At 63.7% G+C, this 14,514-nt stretch carries 12 protein-coding genes; 5 read left to right on the top strand and 7 right to left on the bottom strand.

The annotated features are described in order from the left end of the window. Positions 1–21: 21 nt before the first annotated feature. The 4 genes from ACWHXT_RS00660 to ACWHXT_RS00675 all read left to right on the top strand — a co-directional run bounded on the left by ACWHXT_RS00660 (position 22) and on the right by ACWHXT_RS00675 (position 3,892). Positions 22–1,401, top strand: coding sequence for an MFS transporter (locus ACWHXT_RS00660; RefSeq protein WP_447927641.1), 1,380 nt, complete (start codon positions 22–24; stop codon positions 1,399–1,401). A 156-nt stretch (positions 1,402–1,557) separates the two neighbouring features. Further along, the gene (locus tag ACWHXT_RS00665; RefSeq protein WP_447956878.1) at positions 1,558–2,187 is read left to right on the top strand and encodes a single-stranded DNA-binding protein; all 630 of its coding nucleotides are present in this window, start codon (positions 1,558–1,560) and stop codon (positions 2,185–2,187) included. A gap of 56 nt (positions 2,188–2,243) precedes the next feature. Then, complete coding sequence (locus tag ACWHXT_RS00670) at positions 2,244–3,131, top strand: sugar nucleotide-binding protein (RefSeq protein WP_447956879.1); 888 nt, start codon at positions 2,244–2,246, stop codon at positions 3,129–3,131. Next, entirely contained in the window at positions 3,128–3,892 is a 765-nt protein-coding gene (locus ACWHXT_RS00675; RefSeq protein ID WP_447956880.1) for a lysophospholipid acyltransferase family protein, read from the top strand. Before ACWHXT_RS00670 ends, ACWHXT_RS00675 begins: the two co-directional genes overlap by 4 nt. 85 nt (positions 3,893–3,977) lie before the next feature. Here the strand turns inward: ACWHXT_RS00675 and fabB are convergent, their stop codons facing one another. From fabB to ACWHXT_RS00700, 5 genes are all read right to left on the bottom strand, one after another. After that, the gene (gene fabB / locus ACWHXT_RS00680) at positions 3,978–5,195 is read right to left on the bottom strand and encodes a beta-ketoacyl-ACP synthase I (RefSeq protein ID WP_447956881.1); all 1,218 of its coding nucleotides are present in this window, start codon (positions 5,193–5,195) and stop codon (positions 3,978–3,980) included. 12 nt (positions 5,196–5,207) lie between these two features. After that, entirely contained in the window at positions 5,208–5,723 is a 516-nt protein-coding gene (fabA, locus tag ACWHXT_RS00685) for a 3-hydroxyacyl-[acyl-carrier-protein] dehydratase FabA (protein WP_447527387.1), read from the bottom strand. A 189-nt stretch (positions 5,724–5,912) separates the two neighbouring features. Further along, complete coding sequence (gene phrB, locus ACWHXT_RS00690) at positions 5,913–7,319, bottom strand: deoxyribodipyrimidine photo-lyase (RefSeq protein ID WP_447956882.1); 1,407 nt, start codon at positions 7,317–7,319, stop codon at positions 5,913–5,915. Between the two features lie 78 nt (positions 7,320–7,397). Continuing rightward, positions 7,398–8,318 (bottom strand): MerR family transcriptional regulator, encoded by a 921-nt coding sequence (locus ACWHXT_RS00695; protein ID WP_447927647.1) that lies wholly within the window; start codon positions 8,316–8,318, stop codon positions 7,398–7,400. A gap of 173 nt (positions 8,319–8,491) precedes the next feature. Next, positions 8,492–9,577, bottom strand: a complete 1,086-nt coding sequence (locus ACWHXT_RS00700; protein ID WP_447956883.1) for an NAD(P)/FAD-dependent oxidoreductase — start codon at positions 9,575–9,577, stop codon at positions 8,492–8,494. Positions 9,578–9,691: 114 nt separating this feature from the next. On the opposite strand from ACWHXT_RS00700, the gene ACWHXT_RS00705 reads away from it, so the two are divergent. Next, positions 9,692–10,606, top strand: coding sequence for a TIGR01777 family oxidoreductase (locus ACWHXT_RS00705; RefSeq protein ID WP_447956884.1), 915 nt, complete (start codon positions 9,692–9,694; stop codon positions 10,604–10,606). On the opposite strand, the gene rapA is transcribed toward ACWHXT_RS00705, so the two are convergent. Together rapA and ACWHXT_RS00715 are read right to left on the bottom strand one after the other, a co-directional pair. Further along, complete coding sequence (gene rapA, locus ACWHXT_RS00710) at positions 10,603–13,542, bottom strand: RNA polymerase-associated protein RapA (RefSeq protein WP_447956885.1); 2,940 nt, start codon at positions 13,540–13,542, stop codon at positions 10,603–10,605. The two genes, ACWHXT_RS00705 and rapA, sit on opposite strands and share 4 nt — an antisense overlap. A 106-nt stretch (positions 13,543–13,648) precedes the next feature. After that, complete coding sequence (locus tag ACWHXT_RS00715; protein ID WP_447956886.1) at positions 13,649–14,452, bottom strand: prolipoprotein diacylglyceryl transferase family protein; 804 nt, start codon at positions 14,450–14,452, stop codon at positions 13,649–13,651. Positions 14,453–14,514 lie beyond the last annotated feature (62 nt).

Raw genomic sequence — 14,514 nt, forward strand, 5'->3', positions numbered from 1 at the left:
CCGACCGTTTAAAAGGGCACTATGCGCAACCTTTCCACACTGCTGCTGGCCTCTGAGCGCCGCGCAATCAGTGGGCTGGCGGGGCTTTATGCGTCCCGTATGCTGGGACTTTTCATGGTGCTGCCCGTGCTTGCGCTCTACGCCGACACGCTAAGCGGCGCCACGCCGCTATTGATCGGTGTCGCGCTGGGCGTTTACGGGCTGACCCAGGCCACGCTGCAGATTCCTTTCGGTTTGCTCTCGGACCGCTTCGGGCGCAAGCGTATCATCGCCCTGGGGCTTTTGATATTTGCCCTGGGCAGCGTCGTGGCGGCCATGGCCGACTCCATCGGTGGGATCATTGCCGGTCGCGCGCTGCAGGGCGCCGGCGCGGTGGCCGCCGCGATCATGGCGCTGCTGGCCGATCAAACCCGCGAGCAGGTACGTACCGCCGCCATGGCCACCATCGGGCTTTCCATTGGCGTCTCTTTCGCCGTCGCCATGGTGCTCGGCCCCTGGCTTGCCGGCTGGGCGGGGCTTTCGGGCATTTTCTGGGTCACTGCGCTGCTCACTTTCGTCGGGCTATTCGTTTTGTGGCGCTGGGTGCCGCCGGCCCCGCGCCGGGTGCGCCACAAGGATGTGGGCATGGACCGGGCGCAGTTCAAAAGCGTGGCGGCGCGGGCGGACCTGTGGCGTTTGAACGCCTCGATCTTCTCGCTGCACCTGATTTTGATGGCGATTTTCGTGGCGGTACCCTTTCGGCTGATCGGTGCCGGGGTGGCCATGGAGTACCACGGGGTGGTGTATCTTTCGATCATGGCGCTGTCTTTCGTGGCCATGGTGCCGCTGATGATCCTGGCGGAGAAGCGCCAGCGCATCAAAACGGTGTGTCTGCTTGCGATCACGGCCATCGCGCTGAGCCTGGCTGCGCTTGCCTTGCCGGCGTCTCACGGCAAGGGGCTTTTCGTCGGGCTGTTCGTCTTCTTTACCGGCTTCAACCTGTTGGAGGCCACGCTGCCCTCGATGTTGAGCAAGCTGGCCCCGGCGGGTGCCAAGGGCACCGCCATGGGCGTGTACTCCACCAGCCAGTTTTTGGGCGCTTTTTTGGGCGGCACCCTGGGCGGGGTGTTGTCGAGCGCCTGGGGGCTGGACGCGGTGTTCGTTGGCTGTGCGCTGCTCGGCCTTGGCTGGTGGCTGGTCATGTGGGGGCTGCCGACACCGCCGCCGCTTTCGAGCGAAATCGTCGCCCTCGACGATACGCACCCGGACACGCTGGATCTTTTGATGCAGCGCCTGGCGGAAGTGGTCGGTGTGGAAGACGTGATGGTGGTGCCCGAAGAGCGTTTGTTGTATTTGAAAGTGAACCGCAATGCGCTCGACCGGAGCGCATTGGAGAAGCTGATTCCGCCGGACAACCCCTGATCCGGCTGCTACAAACAGTGAATTCGTGTCGGCGCAATCGGTGATACCCTAACCGCTGGCGGCGACACAACCCTGACCGATTCGACAGTACGATTGAGCGGCCCTTATTTGAGAACGGCCTCTATTCGAACGGATCTTATTTAAAAGGAGCGAGCTATGGCGCGCGGTATTAACAAAGTCATCCTGATCGGCAACCTGGGTCAGGACCCGGAAGTCCGTTTTACCCCTTCGGGTACGGCGGTGGCGAACCTGAACCTGGCCACCTCGGACACCTGGACCGACCGCCAGAGCGGCCAGCGCCAGGAGCGCACCGAGTGGCACCGTATCGTGCTGTTCAACAAGACCGCCGAGATCGCCCAGCAGTACCTGAAAAAGGGCTCCAAGGTGTACATCGAAGGCCGCCTGCAGACGCGTAAATGGCAGGACCAGAACGGCCAGGACCGCTTCAGCACCGAAGTGGTCGCCAACGACATGCAGATGCTGGATAGCCGTGGCGGCGACTTCCAGGGCGGTGGCGGCGCGCCGCAGAGTTATCAAAACAACGCCCCGCAAAACGGCGCTCCGCAAAATAACGCGCCCCAGAACGCCCCGGCGCAAAATGCCGGTTATCAAAACAACCCGCCGCCGCAGAACAACCAGGCCCCGGGCAACCAGTACGGTAATGGCCAGAACAACCCGCCCAATCAGGGTGGCCAGCAGGGCGCGCCCAATAACGACCAAAACAGCCGTTACGGCGCCCCGGACCCGGGCAATTTCGACGATTTCGACGACGAAATTCCGTTTTAATCACGCCATTTGCCGGGGGTGTGTGACCGGCATCGCGAGACAGGAGGTCGTCGGCCTTGAAGCTTTTGATACTGGATGCCGGGCACTGTTTGAGCCTGGCGCTGGCCCGGGAGGCCAGCCGCCGTGCAGACACCGAGCTGGTCATCGAGCAGGAAATGCGCATCGACGCGGCCGAGCTCGAAGCGATTGCGCCGCACGCGGTGATCATTCCGCCCCTGGCGCACCCTCAGGTCATGCCCCCCGCGGATGTGAAGGCCCACGCCGATGCGGTCGAGGCCTGCATGGAGGCGTGCAAGGCCAACGATATCGCGCTCGTATGGTGCGTGTCGGACCAGCTCTACGAAGAAGGCTTCGAGATCCCCATCGACGAGCACGTGGTGCCCGCCCCGCGGGATGAGAGCCTGCGCCGGCTGGTGGCCACCGGGGACCGGATTCGCGGCGAGTATCATCGTCATTTGATCGTGCGTCTGGGGCCGCTGTTCGCGCTCGACGGGGGCGATGCCTGGCTGAGCGATATCATCGAGCGCCTGGTGGCGGGTCAGAGCGTGCGCGCCGCCGAGGATGTGATTTGCTGTCCGACCTCGGCGGATGCGGCCGCCATGGCGCTGATCGGCATGCTGGCCCAGCAGAAGTGCGGCGCCGATGCCTGGGGCGCCTATCACCTGGCGGGGATCGAGCCGGTCAGCACCTTTACGTTTATCTCCACGGTGCGCACGCAGTTGGCGACCCATCTGGAAGGCCGCGGCGAAACGGTCACGCTGGGCGCGGTCGAGGCGCTGAACCATCACCACGATGCCAAGCTTCGACGGGTGCTCAATTGCCGCCGCGTGCTGGACGTGTTTGGCGTTCATCAAAAGCCCTGGCGTCTGGAAGTAGGGCGTATGCTGGACGCATGGTGTTCGACCCGCGACCAGAACCGCCCGGAACAAGGAGAGTCGGCTTGATCAATGCCCTGCGCAGCCTGGTGTTCTACCTGGGCTATTTTTCGGCCATGCTGCTGTGCGGCGTACTGTTTCTGCCGCTGGCGCCTTTTCTGCCGCTGGCCGGGCGCTACCGGTTGTTGAATCTGTATAACTACTTTTTGATTTTCTGGTTCCGGCTGGCCTGCAACGTGCGCTACGACATTCAGGGCCGCGAGCAGATCCCCGACGGGCCCTGCGTGATTCAGGCCAACCACCAGTGCGAGTGGGAGACGGTTTTTTTGCAGGTGATGAAGCCGCCGGTTTGCACCGTGCTCAAGCAGGAGCTTCTGCGCATTCCGATTTTCGGCTGGGGGCTTCGCCTTCTGCGCCCGATCGGCCTCGATCGCTCCCGGCCCGCCCGGGCGATGAAACAAGTGCTGACCCAGGGCGTGGCGCGGCTGCAAACCGGGCTTTCGGTGCTGATCTTTCCCGAAGGCACCCGGGTCGACCCGGGAAGCCGCAAGCGCTACAACAAAAGCGGTACGGTCGTTGCGTGCCGCGCCGGTGTGCCGGTGCTGCCGGTGGCGCACAACGCCGGCGAGCGCTGGCCCGGGCGCCATTGGGTCAAGCAGCCCGGCGTATTGCGGGTACGCATCGGCGCGCCGATCCCGACCGAGGGGCGCACGCCGGATGAAGTACTGGCCGAGGTCGAGCGCTGGATCGAAACCACGCTCGTCGAGATTTCCGACGTGCCCCGAGGCGACGAGCCGGTGGTCATGAGCTCCGCGCCCCCGGCCAGGTAAGTAACGCTGCTAGGTAAGTAACGCTTTATACAGACAAAAACGGCGCCCTTGGGCGCCGTTTTTGTGATTGCCTGTCGTAGCCTGTCTAGTCAGCGTAGCGCTGGAAGACCAAACAGGCGTTGGTGCCGCCAAAGCCGAAGCTATTGGAGAGCGCGCGCTCTATGGCGACGTCGTCGCGGCGGCTCGTCACGATGTCGAAGCCGTCGGCCTTTTCGTCGAGCTGGCTGACGTTGGCCGAGGCGGCTACGAAACCGTGCTGCATCATCAACAGCGAGTAGATCGCTTCCTGCACGCCGGTGGCGCCCAGGGAGTGTCCGGTCAGCGACTTGGTCGAGCTCATCGCCGGGGTGGTATCGCCGAACACTTCGCGGATCGCTTTCAGCTCCGCGACATCGCCCACCGGCGTCGAGGTGCCGTGGGTGTTGATGTAGTCGATATCGCCCTCCACGGTCGCCATGGCCTGACGCATGCAGCGCGTGGCACCCTCGCCGGAGGGGGCGACCATGTCGTGGCCATCGGAGGTCGCGCCGTAACCCACGACTTCGCCGTAGATTTTCGCGCCGCGGGCCTTGGCGTGCTCGAGCTCTTCGAGCACGACCATACCCCCGCCGCCGGCGATGACGAAGCCGTCGCGGGTCTGATCATAAGGCCGCGAGGCGGTTTCCGGCGAATCGTTGTAGTGGGTCGAGAGCGCGCCCATCGCGTCGAACAGACACGAAAGCGTCCAGTGCTCCTCTTCACCGCCGCCGGCGAAGACCACGTCCTGCTTACCCAGCTGGATCTGCTCCATGGCGCTGCCGATGCAGTGTGCCGAGGTCGCACAGGCCGAAGAGATCGAGTAGTTCACGCCCTTGATTTGAAAGGGCGTCGCCAGGCAGGCCGAGACGGTGCTGCCCATGGTCCGGGTCACCCGGTAGGGGCCCACGCGGCGCAGGCCTTTTTCGCGCAGGACATCGGCGGCTTCCACCTGGTTGGCGCTGGAGGCGCCGCCGGAGCCGGCGATCAGGCCGGTACGCTCGTTGGACACCTGCGCCGGGGTCAGCCCCGCATCCTCGATGGCCTGGGCCATGGAGACGTAGGCGTAGGCCGCCGCATCGCCCATGAAGCGTAGAAGCTTACGATCGACCAGTGCTTCGAGGTCGATATGGATGCTGCCGGCCACGTGGCTTCTAAAACCGCGCTCGGCATACTCCTCTTTAAAGCGAATGCCGCTACGCCCGTTTTTCAGCGCGTCCAGGACCTGGTGCTGGTCATTGCCCAGGCAAGATACGATGCCAAGGCCGGTGACTACCACTCGTCGCATGGAAGCCTCCTGTTAAAAATTCGCAGTGGAGGTAAATAGGCCAACGCGTAAGTCATTAGCCTGATAGATGTCGCGTCCGTCGACGGCCACCGTGCCATCGGCAATGCCGAGAATCAGCCGGCGCGTGATGACCCGCTTGATATTGATGCGGTAGGTGACCGTCTTGGCATCGGGCAGGATTTGGCCGCTGAATTTCACTTCGCCGCAGCCCAAAGCGCGCCCGCGCCCGGGGTGGCCAAGCCAGCCCAGGTGAAAGCCCACCAACTGCCACATGGCGTCCAGCCCCAGACAGCCCGGCATCACCGGGTCGCCCGGGAAGTGGCAGTCGAAAAACCACAAATCCGGCGTGATATCGAGCTCGGCGATCAGTTCGCCCTTACCATGCTCACCGCCTTCTTCGTGGATGTGCGTGATGCGGTCCAGCATCAGCATGTTGGGCGCCGGAAGCTGGGCGTTACCGGGGCCGAAAAGCTCGCCGCGGGAGCAGGCCAGCAGTTCTTCGCGATCAAAGGAGTGTTGCTTGGTCACTGAATCGTTCCGAATATCAAGGTGGACGTTGGCCGCCTGTGGCGTTCGACCCCCGGCTAACGCTTGGGTCAAGTACGACAAACGGCTGGCAAGGCCACGCCTAGTCTACTTCCGGAAACCGCTGAATGCACGCCATCGTCGATCTATCGTTGATTTGGCTCACCTCAAGCGGCGCTTTTTTAAGCGCTTTCAAAGCGCCTTGAATTCCTCGAGCGCTCGTTGACGGGCTGCCTTATGGTCGACGATGGGTTCGGGATAACCGAGTTTCGTCAGCATGTCGCGGGGCGGGGCGTGGCGCGCCTTGGCGGGCAGTTCGGCAAGCGCTGGCAGCCAGTGGGCGATGAAGTCGCCCTCGGGGTCAAAGCGCTCCGACTGGGTGGTGGGGTTGAAGATACGAAAGTAGGGCGCGGCGTCGGTGCCGGTGGATGCCGCCCACTGCCAGCCGCCGTTGTTGGAGCAGAATTCGCCGTCGATCAGGTGGGTGAGGAAAAAGTCCTCACCGCGGCGCCAATCGATCAGCAGGTGCTTGCTCAAAAACATGGCGGTGACCATACGCAGCCGGTTGTGCATCCAGCCGGTCGTCACCAGTTGGCGCATGGCGGCGTCCACCAGCGGGTAGCCGGTGCGCCCTTCACACCACGCCTGGAAGCCGTCGTCGTCGCTGCGCCACTCAAGCTTTTTGGTGTGCTGCTGGAACGGCTCACGGCGGGCAACGTAGGGAAAGCCTACCACCACGTGCTGATAAAACTCGCGCCACACCAGCTCGTTGACCCAGGTCGTCAGGCCCTTGTCGCCGTCGCTTAGGTGGCCGCCGTTGTGGCTCATCACCGCCTGCATACACTGGCGGTACGACAGCACGCCTAGCGCGAGATAAGGGGAAAGCTCGCTGGTGCCCGCTACGGCGGGGAAGTCGCGCTGGTCGTTGTAGCGTTTGGCGCGCTTTTGCAGAAAGTGGGCTAAACGGTCGCCGGCGGCGTCTTCACCGGCGGGCCAGGCGTCTTGATTGACCGGCGCCTGGGCAAGTTCGGGCAGCGCCGGGATGGCGCTATTGCCGATAGAGAGCGCCTGCTGCTTTTTGGGCGCGTCGAGCACGTGAAGCTGCGAATCCTTGAGGTTCTTGTGCCAGGCCTTGGCGAAGGGCGTGAATACGCTGTAGTACTCGTGCTTGCCGGTCAAAAGCGTGCCCGGCGCGAAGGCCACGGCGTCGTGATAGCCGTGAGCGGCAATGCCTGCGTCCTTGAACGCTTTGAGCACGTTTTCGTCGCGCTGGTACTCGTTGACCGGGTATTGATAGTTGAAGTGCAGCTGCTTTATATCGTGCTCGCGGGCGATCTCCAAAAGCGTGTCGGCGGCGGCCTCATAATGGCCGATATCCCGGTGCAGAAGGGGGATGTTGAGCTCGTTGAGCGACGCCTTCAGCGCCCGAACCGTGCGGTGCCAGAAATCGATCTTGTTGGCGCCGTGGCCATGGGATTGCCACTGCTCGACGCTGCGTAGAAACACCGCGACCACGGGGCCTTTCTCGGCGGCGGCGGCCAAAGCGGCGTGATCGAAGGTGCGAAGGTCGGTACGAAACCAGACAAGCTGAAGCGCCATGACGCCCTCCCTGGCGTATCAAAAGCGCCAAGGTAGCAACCCCTCGACGCTATGGATGACGGTGTGAAATGTGAGCTGTTAGAGGATGCCGGATTCGCGCAGCAGCGGACGCAGCCGGGCAATGGCCTGGGGTAGATCATCACCGAGTACGTGGACGTCGCTGTCGCGCAGGTCGGCGTCGCGCTGGCGGGCGACCTCCCCGCAGACGCCCAGGGGCACATTGAGCGCGGTGGCGGCTTCGGGCAGCGCCCGGCGGATGAAGTCGTCGCTTTCGCGCTGGCCGCTGGTCAGCAGCACCATGGAGCAGTGCAGTCGCGACACCGCCTGGGGCAGGTCGGCCAGCGCCAGGGAATGATCGAGCAGCTGTACGCGGTAGCCCTGTTCGCTTGCCATCAGCGCGGTCAACAGCACCCAGAGCGGGCCCGGATCGTCAGGCATGGCGTTGAGCAAAATCAGCGGGCCGCGGGTCGCCTGGTTGGCGTAGTGCAGGCGAATACCCACCTGGCTTCTCAAGAAGGCTTCCAGCGAGCGGCGCACCAGGTCGTCGGGCTCGATCGCCCACTTGGCCTCGAGGGTGGAGATCGCCGGCTGCCACAGCTCGTTGACCGCCGTGCTCAAAGGGTAAAGCGCCAGGCTCTGCTGGTAGAGCGACTCGAGCTTGGGCAAGTCGATCGCCTCGATGGTCGCCAAAAGCTGCTGGCGCTGGCTGGCCCAGTCGCCCGCGTCCGGCACCGGCGCTTCGACGGTTTCCGGCTGATCGAGCAGATCCGCCACCTGGCTGACCGGCACGCCGCGGTTGAGCCACTGCAAAATCCGCTCGATGCGAATGATGTCGTCCTGGGCATACAGGCGATGACCCTTGGGCGTGCGCTGAGGGCAGATAAGACCGTAACGACGCTCCCAGGCGCGCAGGGTGACCGAGTTGACACCCGTTAACCGGGAAACCTCCCGAATGGGGTAGAGCGGGGTATCGGGTGGATGGGTCGCCTTGGTGTTCATGGGCGCCTTGCCTCTTGGTTGCCTGCCGCGCTTGCCACAGGGATCTTTCGTAAATGGCGGCGGCGCACAGCGCAATAGCGTCTGTTGGCCGTCTGGTGAAACTCTAAAGCCTTTTTAGGTAGCTTAATTTGTACAACTTTTTGGCGCCGGGTACAACCTTGGCGATCTTTTTCTTACACAGTCGTTTGATTTGGGTAACTGTTTGGTAGCGCTAACAAAGCGTTTGCAAGCTCAAATCCGGACAGCCAGGCATCCTCGACGCGGCTGCCACGAAAGCTTTCGCCGCACAGGGCAAGACCCTGGCGGCTGTATAAGTATGAAACGTTCGAGGGCGCTGCTGCCTGAGCGTAGCGCCAGCGGTGCGCGCAAAGCTCTCGAATCGGCGGCAGCGTCATTTCCCGGGGCAGCAGCGAGCGAAACGCGGCGTATAGCGCGCAGGCGGCTTGCCTGGGTGAAAGCTCGAGGTTGTCATCGCTCCAGTCGAGCTGGGCGAGCAGGCTAAGGCTTTCGGGCTGGCTTTCTCGGCCGGGTCTGGTGTGATAGCGCGAGGCCAGGCGCAGCACCGGGTGGCGGGCGTGAAGGCTGTCCCAGTCATCGATGCCTTCCAGGGCGGGCAACGTGGTTTCGAACACCACGTAACCCGCCCAGCAGCCGCGCTGGGGGCGCGCCTGGCAAGCGCTGGTAAGCGCTGCATCCCACTCGCCGATCAGCGCCGCAGCCTGGGGAGGAGGGGCGGTGATGACCACCGTGTCGAAAGGACCCAACAGGTTGTCATCATGATCGCGTAGCTGCCAGCCAGCGGTGGTGCCCGGACCCTTTTCCAGCGCGGTAATGCGCGTCTGGAAGTGGGTGTGAACGTGAGCGAACGCCGCCAGCCGGTGGTGAAGCTCGCGGGTCATCGCGCTCATGCGTGGTGCGCCGATATAACGCGGCTGGTCATCGACGAGCGCCTGCCAGCCGCTTTCATCCACGCGGTAGTGGGCGGCCGGCCACGGGGCAACGGCGCCGTTTTCGACGAGGGTATCGATGAGCCGTGAAAAGCGCGGGTCGCGCACGGTGAAGCTTTGCGCGCCCAGGTCGAGGGTGGCGGTGGGGCGGCGTTTGCTGGCCATGCGCCCGCCGGGGCCGCGGGCCTTATCGAACAGGGTGGCGCCAATACCCTGCTCCGCCAGTGCCTGGGCACAGGCAAGTCCGGCGATACCGGCACCGATAACGGCGACACTCTCGGGGCGTGAGCCCGCAAGAGGGTTTTCAGGCATAAATCCTCGCGAGAATACGTTAAAGTTAATATACTTATCGTAGCACTATCGTATAGCATTTGTGTAATTATAGCGCGGTGCCACGCCACGTTTACAACGTAGAGGAGGTTCTCGATGCGGATTCTTGTTACCGGCGGTACCGGCTTTGTCGGCAAGCGGCTTTGTGAAAAGCTGATCGGCGGCGGTCATCAGGTCGATGTGGTATCGCGCTCACCCTCCAAGGCGGCTCGCGTACTGCCGCGGGAATGCACGACCGGCGAAAGCGCCATGGCGTTCATCGATACGCCGCCGGAAGCGATCGTGAACCTGGCCGGCGAATCCATTGCCGGTAAGCGCTGGAGCGATACCCAGAAAAAGCGCCTGATTAGCTCCCGGGTCGAGACCACCACGGCGCTGGTCGAGTTCTGCAAGGCACTGGAGAAGGCGGGCAAGCCCCTGCCTGCGGTCATGGTCAGCGGCTCGGCCATGGGCTATTACGGCGACCAGGGCCAGAAGAAAGTGGACGAGCAAACCCCGCCCCACGAAGAGTTTGCCCACCGGCTTTGCGTGCAGTGGGAAGCCGCCGCCGAACCGGTCAAGGCGCTCGGCTTGCGCTTGGCCATCGTACGCATCGGGCTGGTGCTGGAAGCCGGCGGCGGTACCCTGGCCAAGATGCTGCCTCCCTTTAAAATGGGCCTGGGCGGGCGCTTTGGCGACGGCCAGCAGTTCATGCCCTGGGTGCACCGCGAGGATCTGGTCGAGGCGATCATCTACCTGATCAACAAGCCCGGCCTCGAAGGCCCGTTCAATGGTGGCGCGCCGCACCCGGTGACCAACGAAACCTTTACCAAAACCCTGGCGCGCCACCTCCATCGTCCGGCGATGTTCCCGGTACCCGCTTTCGTCTTGAAAGCGGGGCTGGGGGAGATGTCGCGGCTACTGTTGACCGGCGCGGATATGCGCCCCGAGCGTCTGCACGAGGCCGGGTTCAATTTCGGCTACCCGACCCTCGATAAAGCCCTGGACGATATCCTGGCCAAAACGTCTTAGGCGTTAGGGTCGACGGTGATCACCACTCGCACGGCGTCCAGGCGTAGGCGGGTGGCGTCGATCGCCTCTTCCAGCGCCTGACGCTCAGCCTTGATAGCCTCGAGTTCCTCATCGCGCACCGCCGGATTATTGCTGGCCAGCGCGCTCAAGCGGTTCAGCTCGCCGTCGAGCTGTTCGCGCATGCGCTCCCGCGCCGTCTCCAAAAGCGCCGGCAGCGACTTCTCGGCTTCGCTTTCCCCTTGAGTGACCAGCGCGCGCAGTTCGTCGTGGCGGCTTTTGATCAAATCCCGCGCCATCGACTTGTTCACTTTCTGAACGTTTTTGGAAAGGCCGGTAAACGAGATGCTGGCGGTCAGGTTGGCGCCGGACTCGTCCATCAAAACGCGCACCGCCGTGGGGGGTAAAAAGCGGTTCAGGTGCAGCGACCTGGGCGCCGGGCAGTGGGTGCAGAACACCAGCTCCGCCATCAGCCGACCGCTGGGAATCGCCGGGTGGCGCAGAAGCGCCAGCGCCGTATTGCCCATGGTGCCATCCAGCACCCGGCCCATCATTTCGCGCACCAGCGGGTGCTCCCAGGAGAGGCGATGCACGTCGTCCCGGGCCAGCGCCAGGTCCCGCCGGTAGGTGGCCGAAAAGCCCTCTTCGCCCTTCACCAGCCCCGGCAGGCCGTCGATCATGTGCGAGCCGGGCTTCAAGTAGAGCAGGCCCTTGCCGATTTCCTGGCTATCGACGCCGAACACGTCCAGCGCCCGCTCGACGTAGCGGGGCAGGGCGGTGTCGTCATCCAGCTCGCGCACCGCCTCGATGACTTGCTCGGCCCGGGCGGGGCGGCAGGCGTTGAGCTCCAGCAACCGGTTGCGCCCGGCTTCGCGCTCGGCCAGTTTCTCGTTAAACAGCGTGCGGGTCTCGCCGATGATCTCCGTCAGCGCCTCGTCGTCGAGTAGCGCATCCGCCAGGGCGTCGCCAAAGGCGTCGAACAGCTCGCTGCCCACCCCGTGGGGCGCGCTAAAGGCGCTCATGCCCTCGTGATACCAGCGTACCAGCCGCTCACCCGGCGAGGTGCTAAAGGTCGGCACGTGCAGCTCGATGGCGTGCTGCTGGCCGATCCGGTCGAGGCGGCCGATACGCTGCTCCAGCTGGTCCGGATGCTGGGGCATGTCGAACATGACGAGATGACGGCAGAACTGGAAATTGCGCCCTTCCGAGCCGATCTCCGAACAGACCAGCACCTGGCAGCCTTCCTCTTCGTCGGCAAACGCCGCCGCGGCGCGGTCGCGCTCGATCAATGAGAGGTCTTCGTGGAACACCGGCGCCTGGTAGCCGCCCAGCACGCGCAGCGCCTCGGAAAGGCCTTCTGCAGTTTCCCGGTGGTGGGCGATCACCAGTACCTTGTCGCCGGCCAGGCCTTCTTCGTCGGTATCGGCGAGCTTTTCCAGCAGCCAGTTCACCCGCGGATCGATCTGCCACCAGGGTTCGCTGTTCAGCGGGTCCTCGGAGAGCGCGCGGTACGTGGCGTCCGGGTAGATCACCACGTCCGGATGATCCATGCCGGTTTCGATCAGCAGCTCGTCGAAGTAGTCTTCGTCGCGCTCGATGCGGCGCAGCGTGCGCCGATACGCCGAGGGCAGCTCCAGCGTGCTCTGGTGCAGGCGGCGCTCGGGGAAGCCCCCCACGTGGCGGCGGCTGTTGCGAAACATCACCCGGCCGGTGCCGTGGCGGTCGAGCAGGGCATTGGTCAGCTGCGCTTTGGCGTTCGCCTTCGCTTCATCGCTTGCACCCGCTTCACAAAGGGTTGCCAGCAGCGCCTGGCTGTCCGAGTCGCTTGCCACGCGTGCCACCTGTTCGCGGCTTTTGGGCAGGTCGTCGAGGGCTTCGATGGCGCCTGCCACCTCAGCGTAGTGGCCCTCTTCCTCCTTGAAGCGCTCGATCTCCTGGTAGCGCTCCGGGTCCAAAAGGCGCAGGCGGGCGAAGTGGCTTTCCAGCCCCATCTGCTCCGGCGTGGCGGTCAGCAGCAACAGTCCGGCGATTTGACCGGCGAGCTGCTCGACGCACTGGTAGCCCGGGCCGCTTTCACCGTCGGCGTGCCACTCCAGGTGGTGGGCCTCGTCGACGATGAGCAGGTCGAACTGGCTCGCCAGTGCCTGGGCCTGGCGCTCGCGGTTGGCGAACAGCCACCCCTGGCTTGCCAGAATCAGCTGAGCGCTATCGAAGGGGTTTTCGTCGCCGTGGGCCAGGCTTTGGCTCTCGTCGAGCAGCGAAACGTTTAACGAGAAGCGGCGCAGCAGTTCGACCAGCCACTGGTGGGTGAGGCTGTCGGGCACCAGAATCAGCGCGCGCGCCACCCGGCCGTTCATCAACAGGCGGTGCAGAATCAGCCCGGCCTCGATGGTTTTCCCCAGGCCTACTTCGTCGGCGAGCATGACGCGCGGGGCGTGACGCCGCGCCACTTCATCGGCAATAAACAGCTGGTGGGGAATCAAGTCGATGCGCGGGCCGCTAAAGCCCAGGGCCTCGTGCTGCTCGATACGCTGGTAGTGGTGCAGCGTGCGAAAGCGCAGATCGAACCAGTCGTTGCGGTCCACCTGGCCGGTCAGCAGACGATCCCGGGCCTGATTGAACTGCATGGTGTCGGCAAGCTTTGTCTCGGGAAGCGACTGGGGCGTACCGTCCTTGTCCAAGCCGTGGTAGGTGATCAGACCCTGGTGGAGGGTGCTTTCATCCACCGTGATCTGCCAGCCGTCGGCGGCGATCACGCTGTCGCCGCTGCCGAACACCACGCGGGTCAAGGGGGCCTGACGGGTGTTGTAGGTGCGGGTTTCCTGACTGGCACTGAACAAAATGGTAACGCTGCGGGCGTCGCAGTTTAGTACGGTGCCTAGCCCAAGCTCGGCTTCTCCGTCGCTAATAAAGCGCTGGCCGGGTGTAAAATCGCTCATGGTGCCTCAAGAAGTTCATAAAACGGGGCGTGCCGCCTGGCGGGCAGGCGGCGACAGGGCGAGGGATTCTAACGCAAAGGCCGGGAAGGATTAAGCGGTGCGTCGTTTAATTGTCCAGCCACTGCTCGAGCTGGGCGCGGGTCAGTTCGCCGACGTGGATATCCTCGGTGCGCCCGTTCGAGTCGAACAGTAAGGTGGTCGGAAGCCCTGGGGCTTCAAAGCGCGCCATCAGCGTCTGGCTCGGGTCGCGCAGCGCATGGCGAAACGTCAGACCCTGCTCGTCGAGGTAGCGCACCACGGGCAGCAGGTCTTCGCCCTGATTGACGATCACCACGCTGATACCCTCGCGTGCATCGGCTTGTTGCAAAAGCGGCATTTCACGCAGGCACGGCGGGCACCAGGTCGCCCAGAGGTTGACGATGATCCGGTCGTCGCTATCAATAAGGTCGGGCAGGTAGCGCGGGTTGCCGTCGATATCCTCGAGGGTCACCTCGGGCAGTTCAGCGACGGCGAAGCTACTTTGCGGGGCGGATACCATTATCACCACCAGCCAGATGGCCGAGGCCAGGGCGAACAAAATCATGGTCTTGGCCATTGCCTTGAGATTGTCGCGCAGATACCAGCCGCACCACAAAAGCCCGGCCATGAAGCCGCCCAGCGGATGATAGCCTGGCTGCCAGACCTTGAGGGCTTCCAGCGGCTCGCCGGCGAAGCTCGAAAAGTTGAGCGCCACGTAGCTCAGGCGCGCGCCCACCAGCCAGGCAAGCACCAGGCCGTTGAACCAGCGGCTTTTATCGCGGGCCGGCAGCGACAGCAAAAAGCGGCTGGCCAGCAGCAGCGCCAGCGCGCAGCCCAGCGCGTAAAGCCGCGGCAGCGAAATTAGTAGCGGTCCAAGGGCAATCGCGTTCATCGTTTTCTCGTTAAGCAGTTACACTGGTCCACCATATCATGCACGTTGGTTTTTACGGAGAT

Source organism: Vreelandella halophytica (assembly GCF_968193635.1).

Excerpts from the sequence above, each read along its gene's own strand:
- ACWHXT_RS00660 (WP_447927641.1), top strand. The coding sequence starts at position 22 with ATGCGCAACCTTTCCACACTGCTGCTGGCCTCTGAGCGCCGCGCAATC.
- ACWHXT_RS00665 (WP_447956878.1), top strand. The coding sequence starts at position 1,558 with ATGGCGCGCGGTATTAACAAAGTCATCCTGATCGGCAACCTGGGTCAG.
- fabB (WP_447956881.1), bottom strand. The coding sequence starts at position 5,195 with ATGCGACGAGTGGTAGTCACCGGCCTTGGCATCGTATCTTGCCTGGGC.
- phrB (WP_447956882.1), bottom strand. The coding sequence starts at position 7,319 with ATGGCGCTTCAGCTTGTCTGGTTTCGTACCGACCTTCGCACCTTCGAT.
- ACWHXT_RS00695 (WP_447927647.1), bottom strand. The coding sequence starts at position 8,318 with ATGAACACCAAGGCGACCCATCCACCCGATACCCCGCTCTACCCCATT.
- ACWHXT_RS00700 (WP_447956883.1), bottom strand. The coding sequence starts at position 9,577 with ATGCCTGAAAACCCTCTTGCGGGCTCACGCCCCGAGAGTGTCGCCGTT.
- ACWHXT_RS00705 (WP_447956884.1), top strand. The coding sequence starts at position 9,692 with ATGCGGATTCTTGTTACCGGCGGTACCGGCTTTGTCGGCAAGCGGCTT.
- rapA (WP_447956885.1), bottom strand. The coding sequence starts at position 13,542 with ATGAGCGATTTTACACCCGGCCAGCGCTTTATTAGCGACGGAGAAGCC.
- ACWHXT_RS00715 (WP_447956886.1), bottom strand. The coding sequence starts at position 14,452 with ATGAACGCGATTGCCCTTGGACCGCTACTAATTTCGCTGCCGCGGCTT.